Origin of the sequence: Sphingomonas gilva (assembly GCF_003515075.1) — a bacterium.
Lineage (GTDB): Bacteria > Pseudomonadota > Alphaproteobacteria > Sphingomonadales > Sphingomonadaceae > Sphingomonas > Sphingomonas gilva.
Window position 1 is genome coordinate 322,863 of sequence record NZ_QWLV01000002.1, and the last position, 20,103, is coordinate 342,965.

A 20,103-nucleotide genomic window follows, 5' to 3' on the forward strand; every position below is an offset into this window, starting at 1 on the left:
AGCGATGACCATTCAATTCCGCACCAAGACCTTCAAGAGCGGCAACAGCGTCGCCATCCGCCTGCCCAAGAGCCTCGACATCGCCGAAGGCACCGATGTCGTTGTGGAACAGGGCCCGCACGGCAAGATCGAAATCAGCCGCGTGGTCGATCCGGCGGAGGAGAAGCGCAGGCTGCTCGCAATGATCGATGCGTTGGCGCGTCTCGGTCCGCCTTCCTATGGGGCGGAGGGCAGGCTTCCGGTGGATATTCCGGAGCGGCCGGGTCTCTGATCGCGTGGCCGACCTCGTCGATACCAATATCGCGATCTATCTGCGCGACAGCAATCCGGTCGTCCTGGAGAGGATGGCCGGTCTCGATGGGCGCCCGTTCATATCGATCGTCACCCTGGTCGAACTCGAAGGTGGCGCCGCGCACTCCGCTGCCTCATCTGAGCACCGCCGACGCATAGACGAATTGCTGTCCTGGGTTGACGTACTCCCGTTCGGCATGGCCGAAGCGGTCGAATATGGCCATATCGTCCAGTCCAGCGGCTATAACCGTTCGCGGCTGCTCGATCGCATGATCGCCGCGCAAGCGATCGCGGCCGGCGCTCGCCTGATCACCATCAATGGTAAGGATTTCACCGATATTCCCGGCCTGAACCTGGAGGTCTGGCCGGCGCCCTGATCAGGCCCGGCCGAAGGTCCCCGCGGCCTGCAGCGGCGGGCGGCTGCGACGCTCGACCAGCGGGTTGCTTTCGCGCTCCAGCAGCGCGAGCGATTCCTCGAACAGCGGCCTCAGCTTGACCACCTCGGCGATCAACGCGTCGGGCCGGTCGCGATGCTCGATGCAGGTGCGCGCGCCGGTCTCGATCAGCTCGGCCAGGTCGGCGAGCGGCTCGGCGCCGAACTGGCGCGCCTCGCCCTTCAGCGTATGCGCGGGGATGACCAGCGCGACCGCGTTCATCGCGCGCATCGCCTCCTCGATCCGCTGCACCGATTTGGTCCCGTCCTCGCGGAAATAGCCCAGGATGCGCACGAAATCGGCGCCCAGCTCCGCCCGGCATTCGCCGTAAGCTTCCCAGTCGATCAGCTCGTCTCCAGGCACGGGCACGCGATAGTCTCCATGTTCACCGGGTCATGTGGGGCCGATTCCGGCGGGCCCATCCTTGGCATGGAGGTGTAAAGGCGAGGTTACGCGGCGCGGCGAACGCGGAATAGCCCCACCCCGCTCTCGAACGTCCACCCCGCCGCCGCCGCAACCTCGGCCAGCTCCCCCGCCGCCTTGGGATCGTCGGCCAGCACCTCGATCTCGCCCGACGCGCCCTCGCGGATCGCGCGCGCCAGCCGGATCGCCGGCCATGGGCACAGCATCCCCCGCGCGTCGACCACCATCAGTCGAACGGGTTCTTCGGCGCGCGCAGCGTCAGCCGCACCGGCACCGCGCCGAAGCCCAGATCGCGGCGGATGCCGTTGATCAGATAGCGCTGATAGCTCACCGGCAGCTGGTCCACCCGCGTGCCGAACAGGACGAAGCCCGGCGGCCGGGTCTTCGCCTGCGTCATATAGCGCAGCTTGATCCGCTTGCCACCCGGCGCGGGCGGCGGGTTCTTCTCCACGGCAGCTTCGAACCAGCGGTTGAGCACGCCCGTCGATACCCGCATCGACCACGCCTCGCGCGTTTCGAAAGCGACCTGGATCAGCGTGTCGATGCCCTTGCCGGTGGCGGCGGAGACGGTCAGCACCGGCACGCCCTTGACCTGGGCGAGGCCCTCGTCCAGCGCCGCCTTGATCCCGTTGAACAATGCGCTGCCGCCCTCGGCGACATCCCATTTGTTGATCGCGATGACGAGCGCGCGGCCCTCCTGCAGCACCTGGTCGGCGATGCGCAGCTCCTGCGCCTCCAGCCCCCGCGTCGCGTCGAGCAGCAGCACCACAACCTCGGCGAAGTCGATCGCGTTCAGCGCATCGGCGACCGACAGCTTCTCCAGCTTGTCTTGCACCTTGGCCTTCTTGCGCAGCCCCGCGGTGTCGATCAGCCGCACCTTTCTGGGTTCGCCCTCCTTGGGCGTCCATTCCCAATCGATCGCGATCGCGTCGCGGGTGATGCCGGCCTCGGGCCCGGTGATCATCCGGTCCTCGCCCAGCATCCGGTTGACCAGGGTCGATTTGCCCGCATTGGGCCGTCCGACGATGGCGAGCTTGAGCGGACCGTCTTCGGCCTCCTCGCCCTCATCCTCGATCTCGACGTCGATGAACGGGCGCAGCGCCTCGAACAGCTCGACCACACCCTCGCCATGCTCGGCGGAAAGCGGCACCGGATCGCCGAAGCCCAGCGCCATCGCCTCGATGATGCCCGCCTCGCCCGCTCTGCCCTCGGCCTTGTTGGCGACGACGATCACGGGCGTGTCGGCCGCGCGCAACCACCGCGCGATCTCCTCGTCGAGGGGGGTGATGCCCGCCCGCGAATCGATCATGAACAAAGCCGCGTCGGCCTGCGCCACCGCCGCCTCGGTCTGCGCGCGCATCCGTCCCGGCAGTGTCTGCGGATCGTCGGTCTCGAAGCCCGCGGTGTCGATCACGGTGAAATCCGCGCCGACCAGGGTCGCGATTCCCTCGCGCCGGTCGCGCGTCACCCCCGGCCGGTCGTCGACCAGCGCCACCCGCTTGCCGACCAGCCGGTTGAACAAAGTCGACTTGCCGACATTGGGCCGCCCGACAATGGCGACAACGGGTAATCGGGCCATGAGAGCATCTTGCCTTTAACTCGGATCAACTGGCGGATCGACATTCAGCGCCGCGACACCTGACCTGGCGGCCATCTACCTTACTCGTCACCCCGGACTTGTTCCGGGGTCCATCAAGCGGCTTGGGCAGGAGCAAGAGGCGTGAACGCCAAGCTTGCGGCACGATGGCCCCCGGAACAAGTCCGGGGTGACGGGAACAGGGAATCTGCGGCCTGAATTTGCCGCCATTAGCGGTAAGCGGAAATGCGGCCGCTGTCCCCCAGCAGATAGAGCGTGCTGTTCGCGACCAGCGGCGGCAGGCTGAAATTGTCCTCGGTCGGCACCGTCGCCGCCACCTGCCCCGTCTCAGGCGAGACATAGGCGATCTGCCCTTCCGAATTGACCAGCGCCAGCCGTCCGCCGGCCAGCACCGGGCCCAACCAGCTGATCGGGCCCTTCTTGTCCTCCTCGTCGCGCCAGCGCGCCAGCTGGGTCGCCCAGCGCACCTTGCCGTTGGAGCGGGCGAGGCACAAAAGCCGCCCCTCGTCGGTTACGACGAACAGCCATTCGCCGGCGATCCACGGGGTGGAGATGCCCGCGATCGACTGCTCCCAGATGCGCTGGCCGCTGGTCAGCTCGACGCTCACCATCCGCCCGCCCTGGCCGATCGCGAAGACGCGGCCCTGATCGATCACCGCATCGGCGTCGATATCGGCGAGGCTCGAGACCGAGGTCGAGATGCTGGTGCGCGACAGCGTGTCCTGCCACACCACGCGCCCATTCTCGTAGCGATAGGCGGAGAGCTCGCCCGAGGAAAAGCCGGCGACGATCGTCCCCGCCGCAGCCGCAGGGGCCGCCACGCCGAACACGCCCGACGCCTCGAGCGCGCCCGACGCGGTCCACACCACCGCGCCGTCCGCCGCGTTCAGCGCGATCAGCTGGTTGTCCTGGCTCATCACATAGACCTGGCCGCCGAAGATCGTCGGCGCGCCGCGCAGGGGGCTGGTGCCGCCGGGCTTCACCTTCCAGATCTGCGCGCCGTCGGCGGCGTTCATCGCGATCACGTCGCCCAGGCCGTTGGTCGCGTAAAGGCGATCGCCCTCGACGCTGACGCCGCCGCCGAACAGCGCGGCGGAATTGTCCGAATCGTCGCTGGTCGACCGGCTCCACACCCGCGCGCCGGTGTCTGCGGCAAAGGCGTGGACCACGCCCGCCACGTCGACGACATAGAGCCGCCCGCCCGCCACCACCGGCGCCGCCGCCAGCCGCGCGCGGTTGCTGCCGCCGTCGATCTGCGCGGTCCAGGCGCGCGTCGGCGATGCCGCGAGCGCGAGATGCCCCATCGACTTAGCAGCATTGCCGCCGGGCTGGCCCCAAGCCGCATTGACCTCGGGAGAGGGTAGCAGCACCTGCACGTCGGCAATCGACGGATCGACCTCTGCCGCGTCCTCGGACAGCAGGATCGGCACCCGCTCGCCCAGCACCGGCGTCTTGGGCTTGCCGCCGCCGAAAATGCCGCAGCCGCTCAGCGCGACGAGCGCCGCAATCGCCACGGCGGAGCGCATCTTGATGATCATTGTGCCTGCTTGTCCTCACTCTGGTCGACCGCGTCGACCCCCAGTACGCCCGCCATCTGCACCGCGCGTGAACGCAGCGTGTCCGGCACCCCCTCTTCCTGCGCGATTAGCTGGAATATCGCCCCGGCCTCACGAGTCTGGTTGAGCTTCAGATGCGCGATCGCGACCATCTCGCCCGCGCTTCCCAGCCACGGATTGCCCTTCACCGCCAGCGGTTTCAGCCGCTGGATCACCTGCTCGGGTTTCAGCGTGTCGAACTGCGCCGCGGTCTGGCGGATCAGCGCCAGATCGCGGATCGGCTGCGGCAGCGTGGTGTCGGCGGCGATCTCGCCGAAGATCGCGGCGGCCGCGGGCAGCTCGCCGCGCTCCAGCGCCAGATCGGCCTGCATCATCTTGGCCATCGCCCGGTATCCCGGCGTGCCTTCCTTGGCCAGCTCGGCGAACACCGGCGCCGCCTTGTCGCGCGCGCCCGCGCCCACATCATCGAGCGCGGCGGAGAAGCGCTCCCCTTGCGCCGCCGCCTGGCTGGTCTTGTGGTGCTGCCAATAGAGCCAGCCGCCGAACGCCGCGAGCGCGATCGCCAGCACGGCGATCAGCAGGATTCCGCGCTTGGTCCAGAATTCGCGCAGCTGGTCGCGGCGAAGCTCCTCGTCCACCTCGCGCAGGAAGGCTTCGTTGTTCTGCGGCGTCAGCGCCAAGGTGAATGCTCCGATAAGGTGAAGGGAAGATTGGCGGCGGACCTTAGCCGCACAGACTGAACCGGGGAAGCCGTCTCAGGGCTTGGGTTGATAGGTCTGTTCCACGCCGGGAAACGCCCGCGACCGGACGTCCTTGGCATAGGTCTCGACTGCGGCGGAAATGCGGCCCGCCATGTCGTCGAACTTCTTCACGAAGCGCGGGGTGCGTTCGAACATGCCGAGCATGTCCTCGGTCACCAGCACCTGCCCGTCGCAATCGGCCGACGCGCCGATGCCGATCACCGGGCACGACACCTCGCCGACGATGGTGCGGGCGAGCGGCTCGATCACCCCTTCGGCGACGACCGCGAACGCCCCCGCCTCGGCCACCGCGCGCGCGTCGCCCACGATCTTGGCGTGCTCCTCGTTGGACCGCCCCCGCGCGCCATAGCCGCCCAGCATGTTCACCGCCTGCGGCGTCAGCCCGACATGGCCCACCACGGGAATGCCGCGCTGGGTCAGGAAGGCGACCGTCGGCGCCATCGCCTCGCCGCCCTCCAGCTTGACCCCCGCCGCGCCCGTCTCGGCCATGATTCGTGACGCCGATGCGAACGCCTGTTCGGGGCTCGCCTCATAGCTGCCGAACGGCATGTCGATGATGACGACCGAATGATAGCTGCCGCGCACCACCGCCGCGCCGTGGGCGCACATCATGTCCAGCGTCACCGCCAGCGTGGAGGGCAGGCCGTAGATCACCTGCCCCAGGCTGTCGCCGACCAGCAGCATGTCGCAATGCGGGTCAAGCAGCTGCGCCATGCGCGCCGTGTAGGCGGTCAGCATGACGATCGGTTCCTTGCCCTTGCGGGCCTGGATCGCCGGCACCGTCAGCCGCTTCATCGGCACCGGGGTGGGGTGCGCCCGGCTGGTCGAGGTGTCGAGGGTGAAGGTCGTGGACATGGCCGCGCTCTAGAAGCCCGTGCGACCGCCGCCAAGCCGTAGAGGCAGTTACGTTAACACCTCTTGACTCAATGTTAGATATTCTTTACCTAAAGTCGCGTGAAGCAAACATAGGAGAGCGTCATGGCGTTCAGGGAGAAACTGGCCTGGGCCTTGCTAGCCACGGCCATCGGAGGGTTCGCGGTCTATTGCTATGTGGTCGACGCGATCGTCGGAGAGATTGGCTGGCGCGGACCGGTCTGGTCGCTGGTGCCGCCGCTGATCGGCATGTGCGTGCTCGCCACCATCCTCGCGATCATCGGCTCGATCGCCGCGGCGCTGTCCGCGCCCAAGGAGTCCTACGCCCCCGCCGACGAGCGCGACCGGACGATCGCCGCGCGCGCCTCGACCCGCGCCTACGGCGTCATCACGATCGGGCTCGGCGCGATCATCACCGTCACCTTTGCCGGTCTCAGCCAGTTCCAGCTCGTCCATGCGCTGGTCTGCCTGCTGGTGTGCGCGGAGATCGTCCGCTACGCCGGCGAGGCGATCGCCTATCGCCGGGGGTTCTGACAATGGCAGAGGCGCGGCTCTCCAACCAGATCCGAACGTTGCGCTTCCTCGCCGGCGAGATGACCCAGGCCGAGCTCGGCGAGGCGATCGGCGTCACCCGCCAGACCATCGCCGCGATCGAGCAGGGCAAATACTCCCCCTCGCTCGAAGCCGCCTTCCGCATCGCCCAGGTCTTCGGCAAGCCCCTCGAAGAGGTCTTCCAGTGGGAATGCTGACATAGTCCGTTCAAATCGAGCTGACCGTTCCCGTCTCCCCTTCGCAGGCAGGCGCTGAATCATGCAGAACAGGACAGACCCTTAGGGCGCGCCGGCCCCGCTCCGCTTGGGCGGAGAGGCGGGCTCGGCGAACAGCCGGGAGGGGGCCGCGGCGTCGGCTGGTGCGTCGGCATAGCTTTTTTCCTCGGTCAGGTCCGAATCGAGGAGCGCGTTGATCCGGCGCTTGAGCGCGGCGCGCTCGTCGTTGGTCTTGTACACCGACCGGGCGAGCGCGACGAAGCCGGCGCCGAAGTCGGCCTCGGCCTCCTGCTCGCGGATCGCGTCCTCGATCTCCCATAACGCCTTGTTGACCCGCTTCAGCTTCCCGACGAGCGGCTCGACGCCGGCGACCTCCATCACCTCGACCGCGCGCGCGGCGAGCAACGCCAGCTCCTTCTCGACATTGGCCAGCGCATCGCGGCGGACGATGCGTTCGCGCTTGATCTCCAGGATCGTCAGCTTGTCGAGGAGCTCGCCCCAGGAGATGGGGACAGAGGGGGAGCCGCTATCGTCCATCTTCCCGCCTCTCCGCGCGCGCCGCAAGGTCGCGTGCGACCCGCTCGACGACGGGTGTCCAGTCGCCCGCCCAAGGCTGCGCATAAAGGCGCATCGACGGATACCAGCCGCTGGTCGCCGCACGGGGCGGCCAGCGCCAATCGGGATCGGCCTTGAGCAGCAGCCAGGTCGGTTTGCCCATCGCGCCGGCGAGATGCGCGATCATCGTGTCGACCGTGATCACCAGATCGACCCCGGCGACCAACGAGGCGGTCGCGCCGATATCGAACGGGCAGCCTTTCGGATTGAGCACCGGCAGTGCCGTCGGCGCGGGCGTGAGGGTGATGCACGACGCGATCCCGCAGAACGACTTGAACAGGTTGGCGGGCACGCTGCGATCCGCGACCCAATCGCCCGCGCTGTGACACAGTCCGATCGTCCCCCTGGGCAGGACCGCGCGCGATGCCTGGAGGTAGGGTATTGCGACCGCCTCCGGAGGCGTGCGCAGCGCGAGGTCGAGCTCGGTGATCTCTATATCGCATTCAGAACGGGGCAATGGCGCTTCGGGATCGAAGGGGACCAACCGACCGATCGGCCCGGCGCGCGCGAGCAGGTCGAGCAGCCGCGGCTGGACTTCGATGGTGACCGACCGCGCCCGTTCCGCCAGCAGCGGCAGGTAACGGGCGAACTGGATCGTGTCGCCCAGCCCATGATAGCAGCGGACCAGCACGTCGCGGCCGCGCACATCCGAGCCGTCCCACACCCAGCGCAGATGATAGGGCAGCGAGGGATCGTCGCGCGAAGCGGGATCGCGCGCCTCCAGCGTCGCCTGCGCGATCGCCCAGGCGGCGCCATAATGTCCGGCGCGCATGGCCGAAGTCCAATGCTGCAACGCGTCGTTCATACCGAAAGCTAAAGCTGTATTTCGGCGCGCAGTTCCTCGATTTTTCTTAAAAGATTCAAGCGATCACATAGGTTAGTTGAACAATATTACATGGATCAATTTATAAGAAGCTAAGTAGATGCTGGGGAACGGCTGTCCATTCCGATCGTTTGCGAAACGAACCTTGGTCCACAACTTGCGGGTGTTGCGCTCCCCTAGCGCCCCTCAACCGTACGGCACGAAAGGATGTTCGTTGAATCGAGCCACGATCATGTCCCTCCGGCAACGCGACGCGGCCACGCTGCAGGAGCGGATCGACGCGCTGGGCCCCTGGTTCCACAATATCGATCTGGGCGGCGGGGTGATCACCGCGCCCGACCATTTCCTGGGCGACTATCCGAACTTCAAGTTCGAGAAGTTCGCGCACGCCATTCCCGCCGATCTTTCCGGCAAGTCGGTGCTCGACATCGGCTGCAACGCGGGCTTCTACTCGGTCGAGATGAAGCGCCGGGGCGCGGATCGGGTGGTCGGGATCGACAGCGACGAGCGCTATCTCGATCAGGCGCGGCTGGTGTCGGAGGCGCTCGGCTTCGAGAATATCGAGTTCCGCAACCTTTCGGTCTATGACGTGGCGGCGCTGGGCGAGCGGTTCGATCTCGTCATCTTCATGGGCGTGCTCTACCATCTCCGGCACCCGCTGCTCGCGCTCGACCTGATCCGCGAACATGTCGCCGGGGATCTGATGCTGTTCCAGACGATGCAGCAGGGATCGAACGACATCCTTCAGGTGCCGGAGGATCACCCCTTCTTCGTTCCGGGCACGATCACGCCGCCCCCCTATTTCGACAATCCGGCCTATCCGAAGATGCATTTCATCGAACGCGCATTCGCGCACGACTGGACCAACTGGTGGGCGCCCAATGCGGCGTGCAGCCAGGCGATGCTGCGCGCCGCCGGCTTCGCGATCGAGGCGTCGCCCGAGCCCGACGTCTATCTCTGCCGCGTAGCGCCGGTCCCCTATGCCGAGCACGGGCCGGCGGCGGTCTATCCCGCCCGGGAGACGGCGCGTTGAACGAAGCCGGGATGAGCGCTTCGTCCGCGCCGCCGCGCTTCCCCGCCATATCGGCGAGCCGGCACGCGATGAGGGTCGGCGTGCTGACCTTCCACCGCTGCATAAATTACGGGTCCTATTGGCAGGCGCGCTGCCTGGTCGAGGGACTGCGCGCGATGGGGCACGAGGCCGAGCTGCTCGACCATGACGCGCCGGAGGTGCGCCGCGCCGAGTGGCGCTGCGCGTTCCAGCCGCGGCTGCCGGTGCGCGGGCCGCGCTCAGACCTGCCGCTTTATGCCGCCAAGGCGCGACGCTTTCTCTCAGCGTTCGAGCACTTGCCCGAATCGCGCCGCTTCGCGCTCGACCGGCCCGAAGAGGCGGGAAACTATGACGCCGTCCTGGTCGGCAGCGACGAGGTGTGGAACTTCCGCCATCCCTGGTACGGGTCGAGGCCCATCTTCTTCGGGGAGCGGCTGCGCGCACGCCGGCTCGCATCCTATGGCGCGAGCTTCGGCAATCACGATGCCGAACATGGGCTCGACGCGAACTGGGCGGCGAAGCTCGACAGGTTCGACGCCTTGTCCGTCCGCGACGAGAACAGCCGCAGGCTGGTTCGCCAGGGCCTCAATCGCGAGCCCGAGCTCGTCCTCGACCCCTGTCTCCAATTTCCTCCCCCGCCCGCCGCCCCCGCCGGCGAACGGGCGCCCTATCTCGCGCTCTACGGCCATGGCTTCCCCGACTGGTTCGCAGCCGCGGTGCGCGGCTGGGCCGTGGCCGCGGGCCACCGTGTGCTGAGCATCGGCTATCGCAACGACTGGGCCGACGAGCAGCGGATCGACGCGGGACCGGACGCGTTCTCCAGCCTGATCGCCGGAGCCGACGCGGTCGCCACCAACTTCTTCCATGGCTGCGTCTTCGCACTCCATCACCGGCGGCCTTTCGTCTCGGCGCCATCGGCATATCGCCTCAACAAGGTCCGCGACCTCGTTCACCTGCTCGCCGCGGAACGCCATCTGGTCACCGAGGGGACGCCGCCCGCAGCCTATGCCGAATTGCTCGGCACGACGCTGGATCCCGCCATCGGCGCCCGAATCGATGCGATGCGCGCGCGATCGAGCGCGTATCTGGCCTCGGCGCTTGGCTGAGCGGCCGCTCGCGCCGCGCGACGTCGCCGCGGCCGGCCTGTGCATCGGCTGCGGCGCGTGCGCCAAAGGAGACGAAGCGCTCGGCTGGGATCGCTTCGGACAGCTCAAGCCGGTGGGCGCGTGGGCCGGCGAACGCAGACGCGGCTTCGCCCGCGTCTGCCCCTTTTCGCCCGCGGCGCGCGACGAGGACGAGATCGCCACGGGGCGCTTCCCCGACGCGCCGGAGCGCGACGGCCGGATCGGCAGCTTCGAGACGGCCTATGTGGGGCATGTCGCGGAAGACGCGTTCCGCGCCATGGGCAGTTCCGGAGGGATGGTCAGCTGGGTCGCGACCGAGCTGCTCCGCCAGGGTCTGGTCGACGGCGTGGCGCATGTCGCGCCGGCCGACCCTGATCGCGACGGCCGCTTCTTCGACTATCGCCTGTCGCGCAGCGAAGCCGAGATACGGCGTGGCGCCAAGTCCCGCTATTATCCGGTCGAGATGTCGCGCGTGATCGAGGAGATGCGGCTGACGCCGGGCCGCTATGCGGTGGTGGGGGCGCCGTGCTTCATCAAGGCGGTCAATCTGCTCAGCGCCGAGGATGCGGTGCTCGGCGAACGCATCGCCTTCACGCTCGGCTTGTTCTGCGGCCATATGAAAAGCGCGCGGCTGGTGGACAGCTTCGCCTGGCAGCTGGGCGCGCCGATCGGGACGGTGCGCGCGGTCGAATACCGCCGCAAGGACCCCGACCGGCCGGCCAACTGGTACACCGCGCAGCTGACCCTCGCCGACGGCAGCGAACGCCGGCAGGATTGGTGGCACCTGGCCGATGGCGACTGGGGCGCCGGCTTCTTCCAGAATTCGGCCTGCGACTATTGCGACGACGTCGTCGCCGAAACCGCCGACATCGCCTTCGGCGACGCCTGGGTGGAACCCTATTCCTCCGACGGGCGCGGCACCAACGTGGTCGTGGTACGCAACCCCGAGCTCCGGCGTCTCGTCAGCGCCGCGATCGCAGAGGGGCGGCTGGCGCTCGACCCCGTCGACGCGGCGTTCATCGCCAACACGCAGGCCGCGGGCCTGCGCCACCGTCGCGAAGGCCTGGCCTACAGGCTGCGGATCGCGCCGCCGCGACTGCCGTTGCGCAAGCGCGTCGCGCCGGGAGGGGGATCACTGCCGCTCCGGCGCAGGCTGATCTACCGGTGCCGTCGGCGGATCGCCATCGACAGCCACCGCGTCCTCGTGCTGGCGCGCGCCGCCGGATGGCCCGCGCTCTATTTGCGGTGGGCAAAGGCGGCGCTCCGCCTCTATGAAGCGCTCGCCTATCTGCGCGGCCCGCTTGGCGGGGCGTTTCGGCGCGTCGGCGCGGTGTGGCGGAGAAAGGGATCGGATGACGCAAACCACGCTCTACGGCATTCCTAACTGCGACACGGTGAAGAAGGCGCGCGCCTGGCTCGACGGGCGCGGGCGGGGACACGCGTTCCACGATTACAAGAAGGCGGGGGTCGACGCGGCGCGGCTGCGCCGGTGGATCGACGTTGTCGGATGGGAGGCGCTGCTCAACCGGGCGGGGACGACCTTTCGCAAGCTGCCCGACGCGGACAAGGCGGGTCTGGACGCCGGCAAGGCGGTGGCGCTGATGCTGGCGCAGCCTTCGATGATCAAGCGGCCGGTGGTCGAGCATGACGGCCAGCTGCTCGTCGGGTTCAAGCCCGATCAATGGGCGGATGCCGGCCTCTAGGTTCAACGCCGTTGCACCGTCCCCAGGAAAGGCGCAGCATCCCTTCCATCGAGGACGTGGAGGGGAATCGAGATGGACGACACGACGGTGCGTGGAACGGTTCCGGCATGGTTCTGGGTCGTCGCTGCCTTGCTGACGCTGTGGGGCGCGATCGGCTGCTATTTCTGCTATATGCAACTGACCCTGGGCCCTGATGCGATGCCGGGCGCGACCGATTACGACCGCGCGCTCTTCGCCGCGCTGCCCGACTGGTACAGCTGGGTCTATGGACTCGCCGTCGGGACGGCGCTCCTGGGCGGGATCGCGCTGTTGGCGCGCTCGCGGCTGGCGCAGGCGCTGTTCCTCGCCTCATTGATCGCGGTGGGGGTGCAGCTCGGCTGGCTGTTCGCCGCGACCGACATTATCGCGGCGAAGGGCGCCAGCGCGACGGTGCCGTTCCCGCTGTTCATCGCGTGTGTCGCCATGTTTTCGGTGTGGTTCGCGGGGCATGCCAACCGGCGGGGATGGCTGCGGTAGGATGGCGCATTTTGGCGAAGCGGAGGTCCGCAAGGCTCAAGAACCTCTTCCCAATTCCTCATGCCGAACGTGTTCCGGCAGGGCCGGCGCAGTTGCTGGCATGTGACCGAGGTGAAGACGACCAATGGTTGGGAGCGCACGCCGTTTCACATCACGCACAATGAGCTGGCAGTAGCGGATGAGCTTCGCGCCGATTGGCAGCTGATACAGGTATGGAATTTCGCGCGAGCCGAAGGCGTTCCAGCTGCGGCTCCTGCTGGAAGCCTATGTGTTGTCGATGACGACCAGCGATCCTTCATCGACAGCGGCACGGTGAGCCGTGCGTTGCGGTTGGCCCCCGATCTCTGAGCGGCTAAACCAGGATCAGCCTCACGCCTCGGCCCGGTCAGTTGCGGTTGGCCCCCGATCTCTGAGCGGCTAAACCCCGCCGCCGGCGCTCGACCAACGTTCATGTGTTGCGGTTGGCCCCCGATCTCTGAGCGGCTAAACCAACCTTCGGGTGCAGTACTGCCCGGACAGTGTTGCGGTTGGCCCCCGATCTCTGAGCGGCTAAACCGCGAGATACCCGGGCATCCAGTCCCATGCAGTTGCGGTTGGCCCCCGATCTCTGAGCGGCTAAACCAAATTCAGCGCTTTCCACCAATCGCGACAAGTTGCGGTTGGCCCCCGATCTCTGAGCGGCTAAACCCGTCACGGCGTCGGCGCCGGCGGCGCTGCTGTTGCGGTTGGCCCCCGATCTCTGAGCGGCTAAACCCAGGACTATCCGTATTCCTATGCCAACTTCGTTGCGGTTGGCCCCCGATCTCTGAGCGGCTAAACCACACGGTGTAAAATCCCAATAAACCGATAAGTTGCGGTTGGCCCCCGATCTCTGAGCGGCTAAACCTTCTCGTAAAGGTGATCGGCAAGGACAACGGTTGCGGTTGGCCCCCGATCTCTGAGCGGCTAAACCTTTCGAGGCGTTCGTGTCGCGGCGGCTGGTGTTGCGGTTGGCCCCCGATCTCTGAGCGGCTAAACCCTACGGATCGCGCTGGCAGGAGGCGGTTATGTTGCGGTTGGCCCCCGATCTCTGAGCGGCTAAACCTTCGGTGCCCGCGACCATGCATCATAGGCGTTGCGGTTGGCCCCCGATCTCTGAGCGGCTAAACCCCTAGCGATATCGCGCGCACAGTTCGAGCAGTTGCGGTTGGCCCCCGATCTCTGAGCGGCTAAACCGAAGATGTGCAGGAGGCGTTGCAGGCCGCAGTTGCGGTTGGCCCCCGATCTCTGAGCGGCTAAACCACCGTGAAAGGGCTCAACCTGCTCTGGTACGTTGCGGTTGGCCCCCGATCTCTGAGCGGCTAAACCTATTTCCAGATCGACGACCATGATTACGGCGTTGCGGTTGGCCCCCGATCTCTGAGCGGCTAAACCTTACCTGCCAGGGCCCTGGTCACCGAGATCGTTGCGGTTGGCCCCCGATCTCTGAGCGGCTAAACCTTACCTGCCAGGGCCCTGGTCACCGAGATCGTTGCGGTTGGCCCCCGATCTCTGAGCGGCTAAACCATCGACGGCGACTATTGGCTCGACAAGCGGGTTGCGGTTGGCCCCCGATCTCTGAGCGGCTAAACCGGCTCGCTTGCTAGCTTCATGTCTAGAGCAGTTGCGGTTGGCCCCCGATCTCTGAGCGGCTAAACCCGGTCCAGGCTGTCCGGGTGGTTCGGTCAGGTTGCGGTTGGCCCCCGATCTCTGAGCGGCTAAACCGCGAGCGTTCTTCTTGCCTGGGAAATTCTTGTTGCGGTTGGCCCCCGATCTCTGAGCGGCTAAACCGATCGCGGCAACGTCCTGTGGGGCGTCGGCGTTGCGGTTGGCCCCCGATCTCTGAGCGGCTAAACCAAGCTTCAATTCATATGCGACGATCTTTTCGTTGCGGTTGGCCCCCGATCTCTGAGCGGCTAAACCAAACCCCCGAGCAACGCGCCACACGTTTAGGTTGCGGTTGGCCCCCGATCTCTGAGCGGCTAAACCGTTCGACGACGGCAAGACGCCGCTGGTGCAGTTGCGGTTGGCCCCCGATCTCTGAGCGGCTAAACCCGCGGTCCTCCCCCCTGCGACCCCCCACCCGTTGCGGTTGGCCCCCGATCTCTGAGCGGCTAAACCTGCGGGCGTGACGATCTACATGCAGGATCCGTTGCGGTTGGCCCCCGATCTCTGAGCGGCTAAACCTGGCCGGGACGCAATCCGAATGTGCTCTCCGTTGCGGTTGGCCCCCGATCTCTGAGCGGCTAAACCCCGCTGCGCGGCGACTTCACCGAGATCAAGGTTGCGGTTGGCCCCCGATCTCTGAGCGGCTAAACCCCCGCGGAAGGGGATGACGCGCTACAAAAAGTTGCGGTTGGCCCCCGATCTCTGAGCGGCTAAACCCGTCATCCGATGGCCTGCTCGGCCAGCGACGTTGCGGTTGGCCCCCGATCTCTGAGCGGCTAAACCGGACCTCGCCGAAACCCACGGCGACATCACGTTGCGGTTGGCCCCCGATCTCTGAGCGGCTAAACCCGGCGAAGCCGCTCCCCATCATCCAGCTCGTTGCGGTTGGCCCCCGATCTCTGAGCGGCTAAACCCGCCAGGTGACCTATGTCGCGAGCCGCGCCGTTGCGGTTGGCCCCCGATCTCTGAGCGGCTAAACCGCGATCGCTGGGGAACAGCTCGTTGGCGCTGTTGCGGTTGGCCCCCGATCTCTGAGCGGCTAAACCGGATGTGCAAGTAACCTACTGACTACGCGATAAAAACTTGCACATCCGGGAGCCTTGTTTCGGGCATGCGAGTCAGAACATGGCGAGCTGGTCCGGATTCTTGCGCGGGCGTTTGCGCCGCTGGCTCGAGAAGCGGACGATGTTCTCATATTGCCGGTCGGTGAAGGTGAGGATGTGCACATCGCCTTTCTCCGGCAGGTTGCGTTCGATTCGCGAAAGGTGCGAATCAAAGCTTTCCTTGCCGTTGCAGAATCGAGCATAGACCGAAAACTGGCTCATTTCGAAGCCTTCATCGAGCAGGAACTCGCGGAACTTGGCGGCGTCTCGCATCTGTTTCTTGGTGCCGACAGGCAGGTCGAACATGACGAAGATCCACATCAGCCGATATCCGCTCAGATAGGAGGCGCCGGTCAATCGATCGCCTCGGCGCCTTCGTCGATTCGGGCGAGCGCCGCCCATTCGATGGGGGTCGGAGGATCGAATATCGCGAGCGACGGGCGTCCGGTTTCGAACGCACGCGCGAGCGATTGCGCGAGCCGCGCGGCTACGATCGACATGGGCGAGGCTTCGCCGCCGATTCGCAGATCGAACGCGATCAGCCTGGCGAATTGCCGCTTGCGCTTCGGATCGAGGGTATCGATTCCATGCGCGACCATGGCGACCACGAGCGCATCGACGAGGGGGCGGAACGGCTCAACGAGATCGTCCGCCAATACGAAGGCGTTGCCGCGATTGGCGTGGTTGATGCCGATCGTCGGATGGAGGCCCGCGGCGATCACCGCCCGGGCAACGGTCGCCCGGATCACCGCATAGCCATAGTTGAGCAATGCGTTCGCGCCCGGGCTGTTGCGGTCCCGCCGGAATTCGGCGCCCATCAGCAACGGCCAATAGCGGCGTGCGGCCTGCGCCTCCAGATTGTCCGAATCGCCCGACTTGACGCGCCGCGCGATCAAGGGAAACGCGTCCGCGCCCGCAACGCCGCGCGCGGCCAGCAGCGATCCCTGCATCGCGATCTTGGCCGCTACGACCCGGCGCCACAACTGCTTGCAGAGCGGCTTCGACGCATCCCACTGCGCGCGGAAACGGGCGTTCTGGGCATGATGCCCCTCGATCGGCAGCGTGACCGCGACCGGCGAATGGTTCGATCCGCAGAAAACGACCGGCGCGCCGCGCTCGGCCAGCGCCGCAACCAGATTGGCGCTCCAAGTGGTGCCGTGAGCATGAATGATCACCGCATGGATATCGTCGAGCGCGATCCGGCCGACCTCCTCGCGCTGTTCCTCCACGACGAGGAAGCCGCGATAGAGCGAGAGATGACGGCCGTCAGTGGCGATATCGACGATGCGGTCCATGATTCCCCCCGCCCCTTCGCTAATTTCGGGGACCAGGGTCGAAGAGACGGCCGAGAGGATCGACACGCACCTGGCGAGCTTTGGCTTTCACGATGCTGCGTCCCGAGAGGTAGACATATTTGAAGGGATCACGGTCGTTCGACAGGCCGTCCCGCTCCTTGAGATTGCCGGCTTCGTTGGCGGCCGCGAGCGTAAGGCGGCCCTGCACGTTGAAGCCGGCCACACGCAGGATCTCGCGTGGTCCTCCATTGCGCTCGACAGCGAGAAGATCGTTCTGGCGCAGGGTCAACAACCGTTTGGCGGCGGGATGCGGGCGATCGTCCTGTTTCTGCTGATGCGCTTCGAACATCGTGACGACGCGCGTCTTGAGGCCGCCGTCAGGGAGCCTCCACAATTCGAACCGCGCGTTCGCGTCGCCCTTATAGGCCTTGTACGCGCGGCCCGAGGCATCGCGGATCGAAATAACGTTTAGCGGTTCGCGCACGCGAACATGGCGGATGCCGCGGAAGACGGGGTGCGTGTCGCGGAAACGCTGCAGCGCCGCCTCGAACGGCTTCCCGGTGAGATCGCGCGTCCATTCGTACAATGCGTCGCGCAGTGCTGGGTCCGGAATCCGGTCCGGATTGGTCAGGTCGCCCGGCTTGAGGCTGGCGAGCGGCACGCGGTGGACCACGATCGGTGTCTTGCCGTCCGCCGCCACGTCGCCCGTGAGGCCATAGGCGGTGTCGTTGTGCAGGCGCCCGGCCGTCACGTCGCGATGGCGCGAGGGGCGGCCCTTGCGCCCGTGATCGGCCTTGTGGCTGACGGTGACGCGGGCGAGCGCCTCGCCCAGGTCCTCCCGGAAACCCTCCCATGGCTGATCCAGACCCTCGAACAGCCGGTCAAGGTCCTTATCCGCGGCCCGGCCGGCGGTCTGCGCGATCCGCTGGAGCAGGCTGCGCGTGGTGACCGCGGTCACCGCTGCGTCGATCGCATGATGGCGGTGGTCCAGCCGGTTCTTGGGCGCGTTGCTGTGCTCGTTCTCGACATAATTATGGTCCGGAAGCAGGCTGTTCAGCCCCCACAGCCGCCGCAGCATCGCAGTCATCCGGCCGGGGATCACATAGACGCTGCCGTCCTCCTTGGCAGGATAGAGGCTGCGCAGATATTTGCCGGCCAGCCGCGAAAGGTATTGCGTGTCGGTCAACTGCCGCGCGAGGAATCCGCCGTCCTTCTCGACGCGCTCCATGGCATCGGGCCCGAAGCGCCATTGCTTCGACTTATGCAGCCGCGCGACTTGCCCGGCGAGCCTGTCCCAGCGATCCACGTCATGACCCCAACGCTCGTGAGGGGTGCGATTACCCTTCGCCCGGTTGCAGCGGCGATGCGCGACGACCTTGTTCCCGGCGCTGTCGTCAAGCGAGCGGGAATAGGGGATGATGTGGTCGACGTCCGCCTCGCCGGAAAACAGCGCACGCATCCCGATGGGATCGGCACAATAGGGGCAGCGGCGATCGAGCGGATTGGCCGGATTGAGCTCCTCCCACAGCTTGAGCAGGGCGCGGTTGGCGCCGGTATTGGGGACGCCCTCCTGCTCCAGCTTCTCCCCCCGGGCGATGGCGGCGGCGGTGTCGCGACGAATGCGCGCCTCATGCTTCTTCTTGTCGTCCTCGCCGAGGTTCAGCTCGCGCGCGAGCTCGACGACGATCTGGTCGGGCCGGCCGTGAACGGCGATGATCGCATTGACGAGCTTCTCCAACTGGCGCAGCCCGATATGCACGGTGGGGTTGGTGATCTTGCCCCAGCGCTTCTCCGGCGGGTCCGACGGGTCCTGCGAGCCGGGTGGAATGTCGCGCGCCAACAGCTCGCCATAATAGGGCAGGCGATCGAGGATTTCGCCCGTGCGGTCGTCGCTGTGATGCCAGCCGCCGCGCCGGACGGCCTCGTCATAGGTGACGACTTCCTTCTTCAGCTCCTCCAGGATCAACCGTGTGGCGGTCTCGCCCAGCCGGCCGTGCCCCTCCGGCAGCGGCGCCTTGGCAACCGCAAACGCCGCTGCTTCGTCGAGGCCGCATTCGCCCGTCAGGAAGGTATGGAGCTTGCCCGGATCTTCCTCGTCGAGCAGCCGCTCGATGATCGTCCATTGCTGCTCGAGCGACTTGTGCGCCCAGGCATCTCCGAAGCGATCCTTGTGGGCGAGCGCAGCATAGACTTCGTTGCCGCGCAGCACGGTGCGCGTCTCACTCGCCTTGTTGAAGCTCTCGCCCTGCTGGAGCTTGAGCCCCTTGCCGCCAATCAGCGTGGTGAAGGCGACTTCCTTCTTGTTCCGCAGCAGCAGGATCAGATGATTCCGCTGATCGAGCGTCAGCTTGCGCGGCGCTTCGCCCGGCGTGGTTATCTCGAGCTGGTTGACCTCTTCATAGAGCCGCCGCTCCTGGAAGAGGGGATGCGCCTTGGGCAGCCGTCGCTCGGAATGCACGAAGGTGCACACGCCGACCACCGGTTCCTTGAGCGGGCGCTGGAAGAACAGCACGCGGTGAAGCGCCGCGCGCGCCTCCTCGGTCAGCAGGGCGGGATGATGCTTCGCCTGCTCCTCCCAGATGCGCTGGAACTCCCACGCGACATGCCGGCGCTGGGGGTAGAAATCATAGCCCTGGTTCTCGCCGTTCAGGCGAACGCGCTTCTCCGCACGGCCCGCGAGAAACTGACCGAGTGTGTCGGTCCCCGCTTCTGCCATCGCCTGGTCTAGCGCCTTGGCCCCGCTGGCGATCTTGCCGTCCTCATTGTCCTTGCTGCGCCGCTCCGCCTTGCGGTTGGACAGGAAGCCGCGGCGCTGGTTGAGGTGGAAGAGCGCGCGGCCGATTTCATGCGGCTCCAGCCGCTCGATCAGCGCGCGGGCACGGATCGAATAGGGATCGCGCGCCGCGACCAGCCTGGCCTCATCCGTATCGGCAGGCATCAGTCCGTATCGGATCAAGCTGTCGAGAAATACCGAGCGCCGCCGAAGATAACGATCACGCCGCCGCCGCATCGCCCGCGCTGTCCGTCGGTCGACCGCAAGACTTGCACCAGTCTTGGGATCGCGCCCGTCGCTGAAGATACGGACGCCGATGTCGAGGATACGAATCCCGATCGGATGTTCTTCGTCAAATTCCACCAGGCACCAGCCGATGCTGTTGGCCCCAATGTCCAGTCCCAGCCTGCGCATGTCCCACCCCACTCAATGGCGGGAAGGACGAATTCCCTTCCCGCCTCGTTTTCCCCGCAACCAGCTGCTGAACAGCGGCACAGGCCTCATATGCTCACGGGCTGATAGAGTCCAGTCCCCACGTGGCTACGCCACGCCTACTACTTGTCACCTGCTCAATGCATCCTAATTTGAGCGAGTTGGCGTGTGCGCAGCCACGTGTTGCAATTGGCCCTCTCTGATCGGCGCCCCCTATTGCAGCTTGCGAGGAAGGGGGCGCCATTACAATTGACATCATGATCAAAATGGTCGAGTTTAG

20 protein-coding genes, 1 pseudogene and 1 CRISPR repeat array are annotated in these 20,103 nt (G+C 66.4%); of the genes and pseudogenes, 10 read left to right on the top strand and 11 right to left on the bottom strand.

Annotated features, from left to right (window positions below):
- The first annotated feature begins 4 nt into the window (after positions 1–4).
- Positions 5–271 carry an AbrB/MazE/SpoVT family DNA-binding domain-containing protein gene (locus D1610_RS06190; RefSeq protein ID WP_118863273.1) on the top strand — a complete coding sequence of 89 codons (267 nt, stop codon included), beginning with the start codon at positions 5–7 and terminating at the stop codon, positions 269–271.
- Positions 272–275: 4 nt separating this feature from the next.
- Complete coding sequence (locus D1610_RS06195) at positions 276–668, top strand: PIN domain-containing protein (RefSeq protein WP_118863274.1); 393 nt, start codon at positions 276–278, stop codon at positions 666–668.
- On the opposite strand, the gene D1610_RS06200 is transcribed toward D1610_RS06195, so the two are convergent.
- The 6 genes from D1610_RS06200 to panB all read right to left on the bottom strand — a co-directional run bounded on the left by D1610_RS06200 (position 669) and on the right by panB (position 5,917).
- The gene (locus D1610_RS06200; protein WP_245942009.1) at positions 669–1,094 is read right to left on the bottom strand and encodes an Hpt domain-containing protein; all 426 of its coding nucleotides are present in this window, start codon (positions 1,092–1,094) and stop codon (positions 669–671) included.
- A gap of 80 nt (positions 1,095–1,174) precedes the next feature.
- Positions 1,175–1,375, bottom strand: coding sequence for a sulfurtransferase TusA family protein (locus tag D1610_RS06205; protein ID WP_118863275.1), 201 nt, complete (start codon positions 1,373–1,375; stop codon positions 1,175–1,177).
- The gene (der, locus tag D1610_RS06210) at positions 1,375–2,727 is read right to left on the bottom strand and encodes a ribosome biogenesis GTPase Der (RefSeq protein WP_118863276.1); all 1,353 of its coding nucleotides are present in this window, start codon (positions 2,725–2,727) and stop codon (positions 1,375–1,377) included. Before der ends, D1610_RS06205 begins: the two co-directional genes overlap by 1 nt.
- Before the next feature lie 227 nt (positions 2,728–2,954).
- Complete coding sequence (locus D1610_RS06215) at positions 2,955–4,283, bottom strand: outer membrane protein assembly factor BamB family protein (RefSeq protein WP_118863277.1); 1,329 nt, start codon at positions 4,281–4,283, stop codon at positions 2,955–2,957.
- Positions 4,280–4,981 carry a tetratricopeptide repeat protein gene (locus D1610_RS06220; protein WP_118863278.1) on the bottom strand — a complete coding sequence of 234 codons (702 nt, stop codon included), beginning with the start codon at positions 4,979–4,981 and terminating at the stop codon, positions 4,280–4,282. The genes D1610_RS06215 and D1610_RS06220 overlap by 4 nt, the downstream gene beginning before the upstream one ends.
- Positions 4,982–5,056: 75 nt before the next feature.
- Positions 5,057–5,917: a 3-methyl-2-oxobutanoate hydroxymethyltransferase gene (panB, locus tag D1610_RS06225; RefSeq protein WP_118863279.1), complete on the bottom strand. Its 861-nt coding sequence runs from the start codon at positions 5,915–5,917 to the stop codon at positions 5,057–5,059.
- A 123-nt stretch (positions 5,918–6,040) separates the two neighbouring features.
- Here panB and D1610_RS06230 point away from each other — a divergent pair, with 123 nt between their 5' ends.
- Positions 6,041–6,469: a DUF2178 domain-containing protein gene (locus D1610_RS06230; RefSeq protein ID WP_118863280.1), complete on the top strand. Its 429-nt coding sequence runs from the start codon at positions 6,041–6,043 to the stop codon at positions 6,467–6,469.
- Positions 6,470–6,471: 2 nt separating this feature from the next.
- Complete coding sequence (locus D1610_RS06235) at positions 6,472–6,684, top strand: helix-turn-helix transcriptional regulator (protein ID WP_118863281.1); 213 nt, start codon at positions 6,472–6,474, stop codon at positions 6,682–6,684.
- A gap of 81 nt (positions 6,685–6,765) precedes the next feature.
- On the opposite strand, the gene D1610_RS06240 is transcribed toward D1610_RS06235, so the two are convergent.
- Positions 6,766–7,239: a DUF6165 family protein gene (locus tag D1610_RS06240; protein WP_222926942.1), complete on the bottom strand. Its 474-nt coding sequence runs from the start codon at positions 7,237–7,239 to the stop codon at positions 6,766–6,768.
- The gene (locus tag D1610_RS06245) at positions 7,229–8,089 is read right to left on the bottom strand and encodes a glycosyltransferase family 9 protein (RefSeq protein ID WP_245942010.1); all 861 of its coding nucleotides are present in this window, start codon (positions 8,087–8,089) and stop codon (positions 7,229–7,231) included. The genes D1610_RS06240 and D1610_RS06245 overlap by 11 nt, the downstream gene beginning before the upstream one ends.
- Positions 8,090–8,372: 283 nt before the next feature.
- Here D1610_RS06245 and D1610_RS06250 point away from each other — a divergent pair, with 283 nt between their 5' ends.
- From D1610_RS06250 to D1610_RS17350, 6 genes and pseudogenes are all read left to right on the top strand, one after another.
- Complete coding sequence (locus tag D1610_RS06250; RefSeq protein ID WP_118863283.1) at positions 8,373–9,173, top strand: TIGR04290 family methyltransferase; 801 nt, start codon at positions 8,373–8,375, stop codon at positions 9,171–9,173.
- Between the two features lie 11 nt (positions 9,174–9,184).
- Positions 9,185–10,297: a polysaccharide pyruvyl transferase family protein gene (locus tag D1610_RS06255; protein WP_245942011.1), complete on the top strand. Its 1,113-nt coding sequence runs from the start codon at positions 9,185–9,187 to the stop codon at positions 10,295–10,297.
- Entirely contained in the window at positions 10,290–11,699 is a 1,410-nt protein-coding gene (locus tag D1610_RS06260) for a Coenzyme F420 hydrogenase/dehydrogenase, beta subunit C-terminal domain (RefSeq protein ID WP_222926943.1), read from the top strand. Before D1610_RS06255 ends, D1610_RS06260 begins: the two co-directional genes overlap by 8 nt.
- Entirely contained in the window at positions 11,668–12,018 is a 351-nt protein-coding gene (locus tag D1610_RS06265; RefSeq protein WP_118863285.1) for an arsenate reductase, read from the top strand. Before D1610_RS06260 ends, D1610_RS06265 begins: the two co-directional genes overlap by 32 nt.
- A 72-nt stretch (positions 12,019–12,090) precedes the next feature.
- Positions 12,091–12,534, top strand: a complete 444-nt coding sequence (locus D1610_RS06270) for a hypothetical protein (protein WP_118863286.1) — start codon at positions 12,091–12,093, stop codon at positions 12,532–12,534.
- A gap of 60 nt (positions 12,535–12,594) precedes the next feature.
- Positions 12,595–12,708: pseudogene (locus tag D1610_RS17350) on the top strand (hypothetical protein); the annotation flags it as partial.
- A 149-nt stretch (positions 12,709–12,857) separates the two neighbouring features.
- Positions 12,858–15,266: a CRISPR direct-repeat array (repeat unit 36 nt; unit sequence GTTGCGGTTGGCCCCCGATCTCTGAGCGGCTAAACC).
- Positions 15,267–15,338: 72 nt separating this feature from the next.
- Here D1610_RS17350 and cas2 read toward each other — a convergent pair.
- Genes cas2 through cas9 form a run of 3 tightly spaced genes read right to left on the bottom strand, consistent with a single transcriptional unit; the run spans position 15,339 to position 19,805 of the window.
- On the bottom strand, positions 15,339–15,680 hold the full coding sequence (cas2, locus tag D1610_RS06280; RefSeq protein WP_245942012.1) for a CRISPR-associated endonuclease Cas2: 342 nt from the start codon (positions 15,678–15,680) through the stop codon (positions 15,339–15,341).
- Complete coding sequence (cas1, locus tag D1610_RS06285) at positions 15,677–16,618, bottom strand: type II CRISPR-associated endonuclease Cas1 (protein WP_118863287.1); 942 nt, start codon at positions 16,616–16,618, stop codon at positions 15,677–15,679. Before cas1 ends, cas2 begins: the two co-directional genes overlap by 4 nt.
- A 19-nt stretch (positions 16,619–16,637) precedes the next feature.
- Positions 16,638–19,805: a type II CRISPR RNA-guided endonuclease Cas9 gene (gene cas9 / locus D1610_RS06290; RefSeq protein WP_118863288.1), complete on the bottom strand. Its 3,168-nt coding sequence runs from the start codon at positions 19,803–19,805 to the stop codon at positions 16,638–16,640.
- Positions 19,806–20,103: the final 298 nt, after the last annotated feature.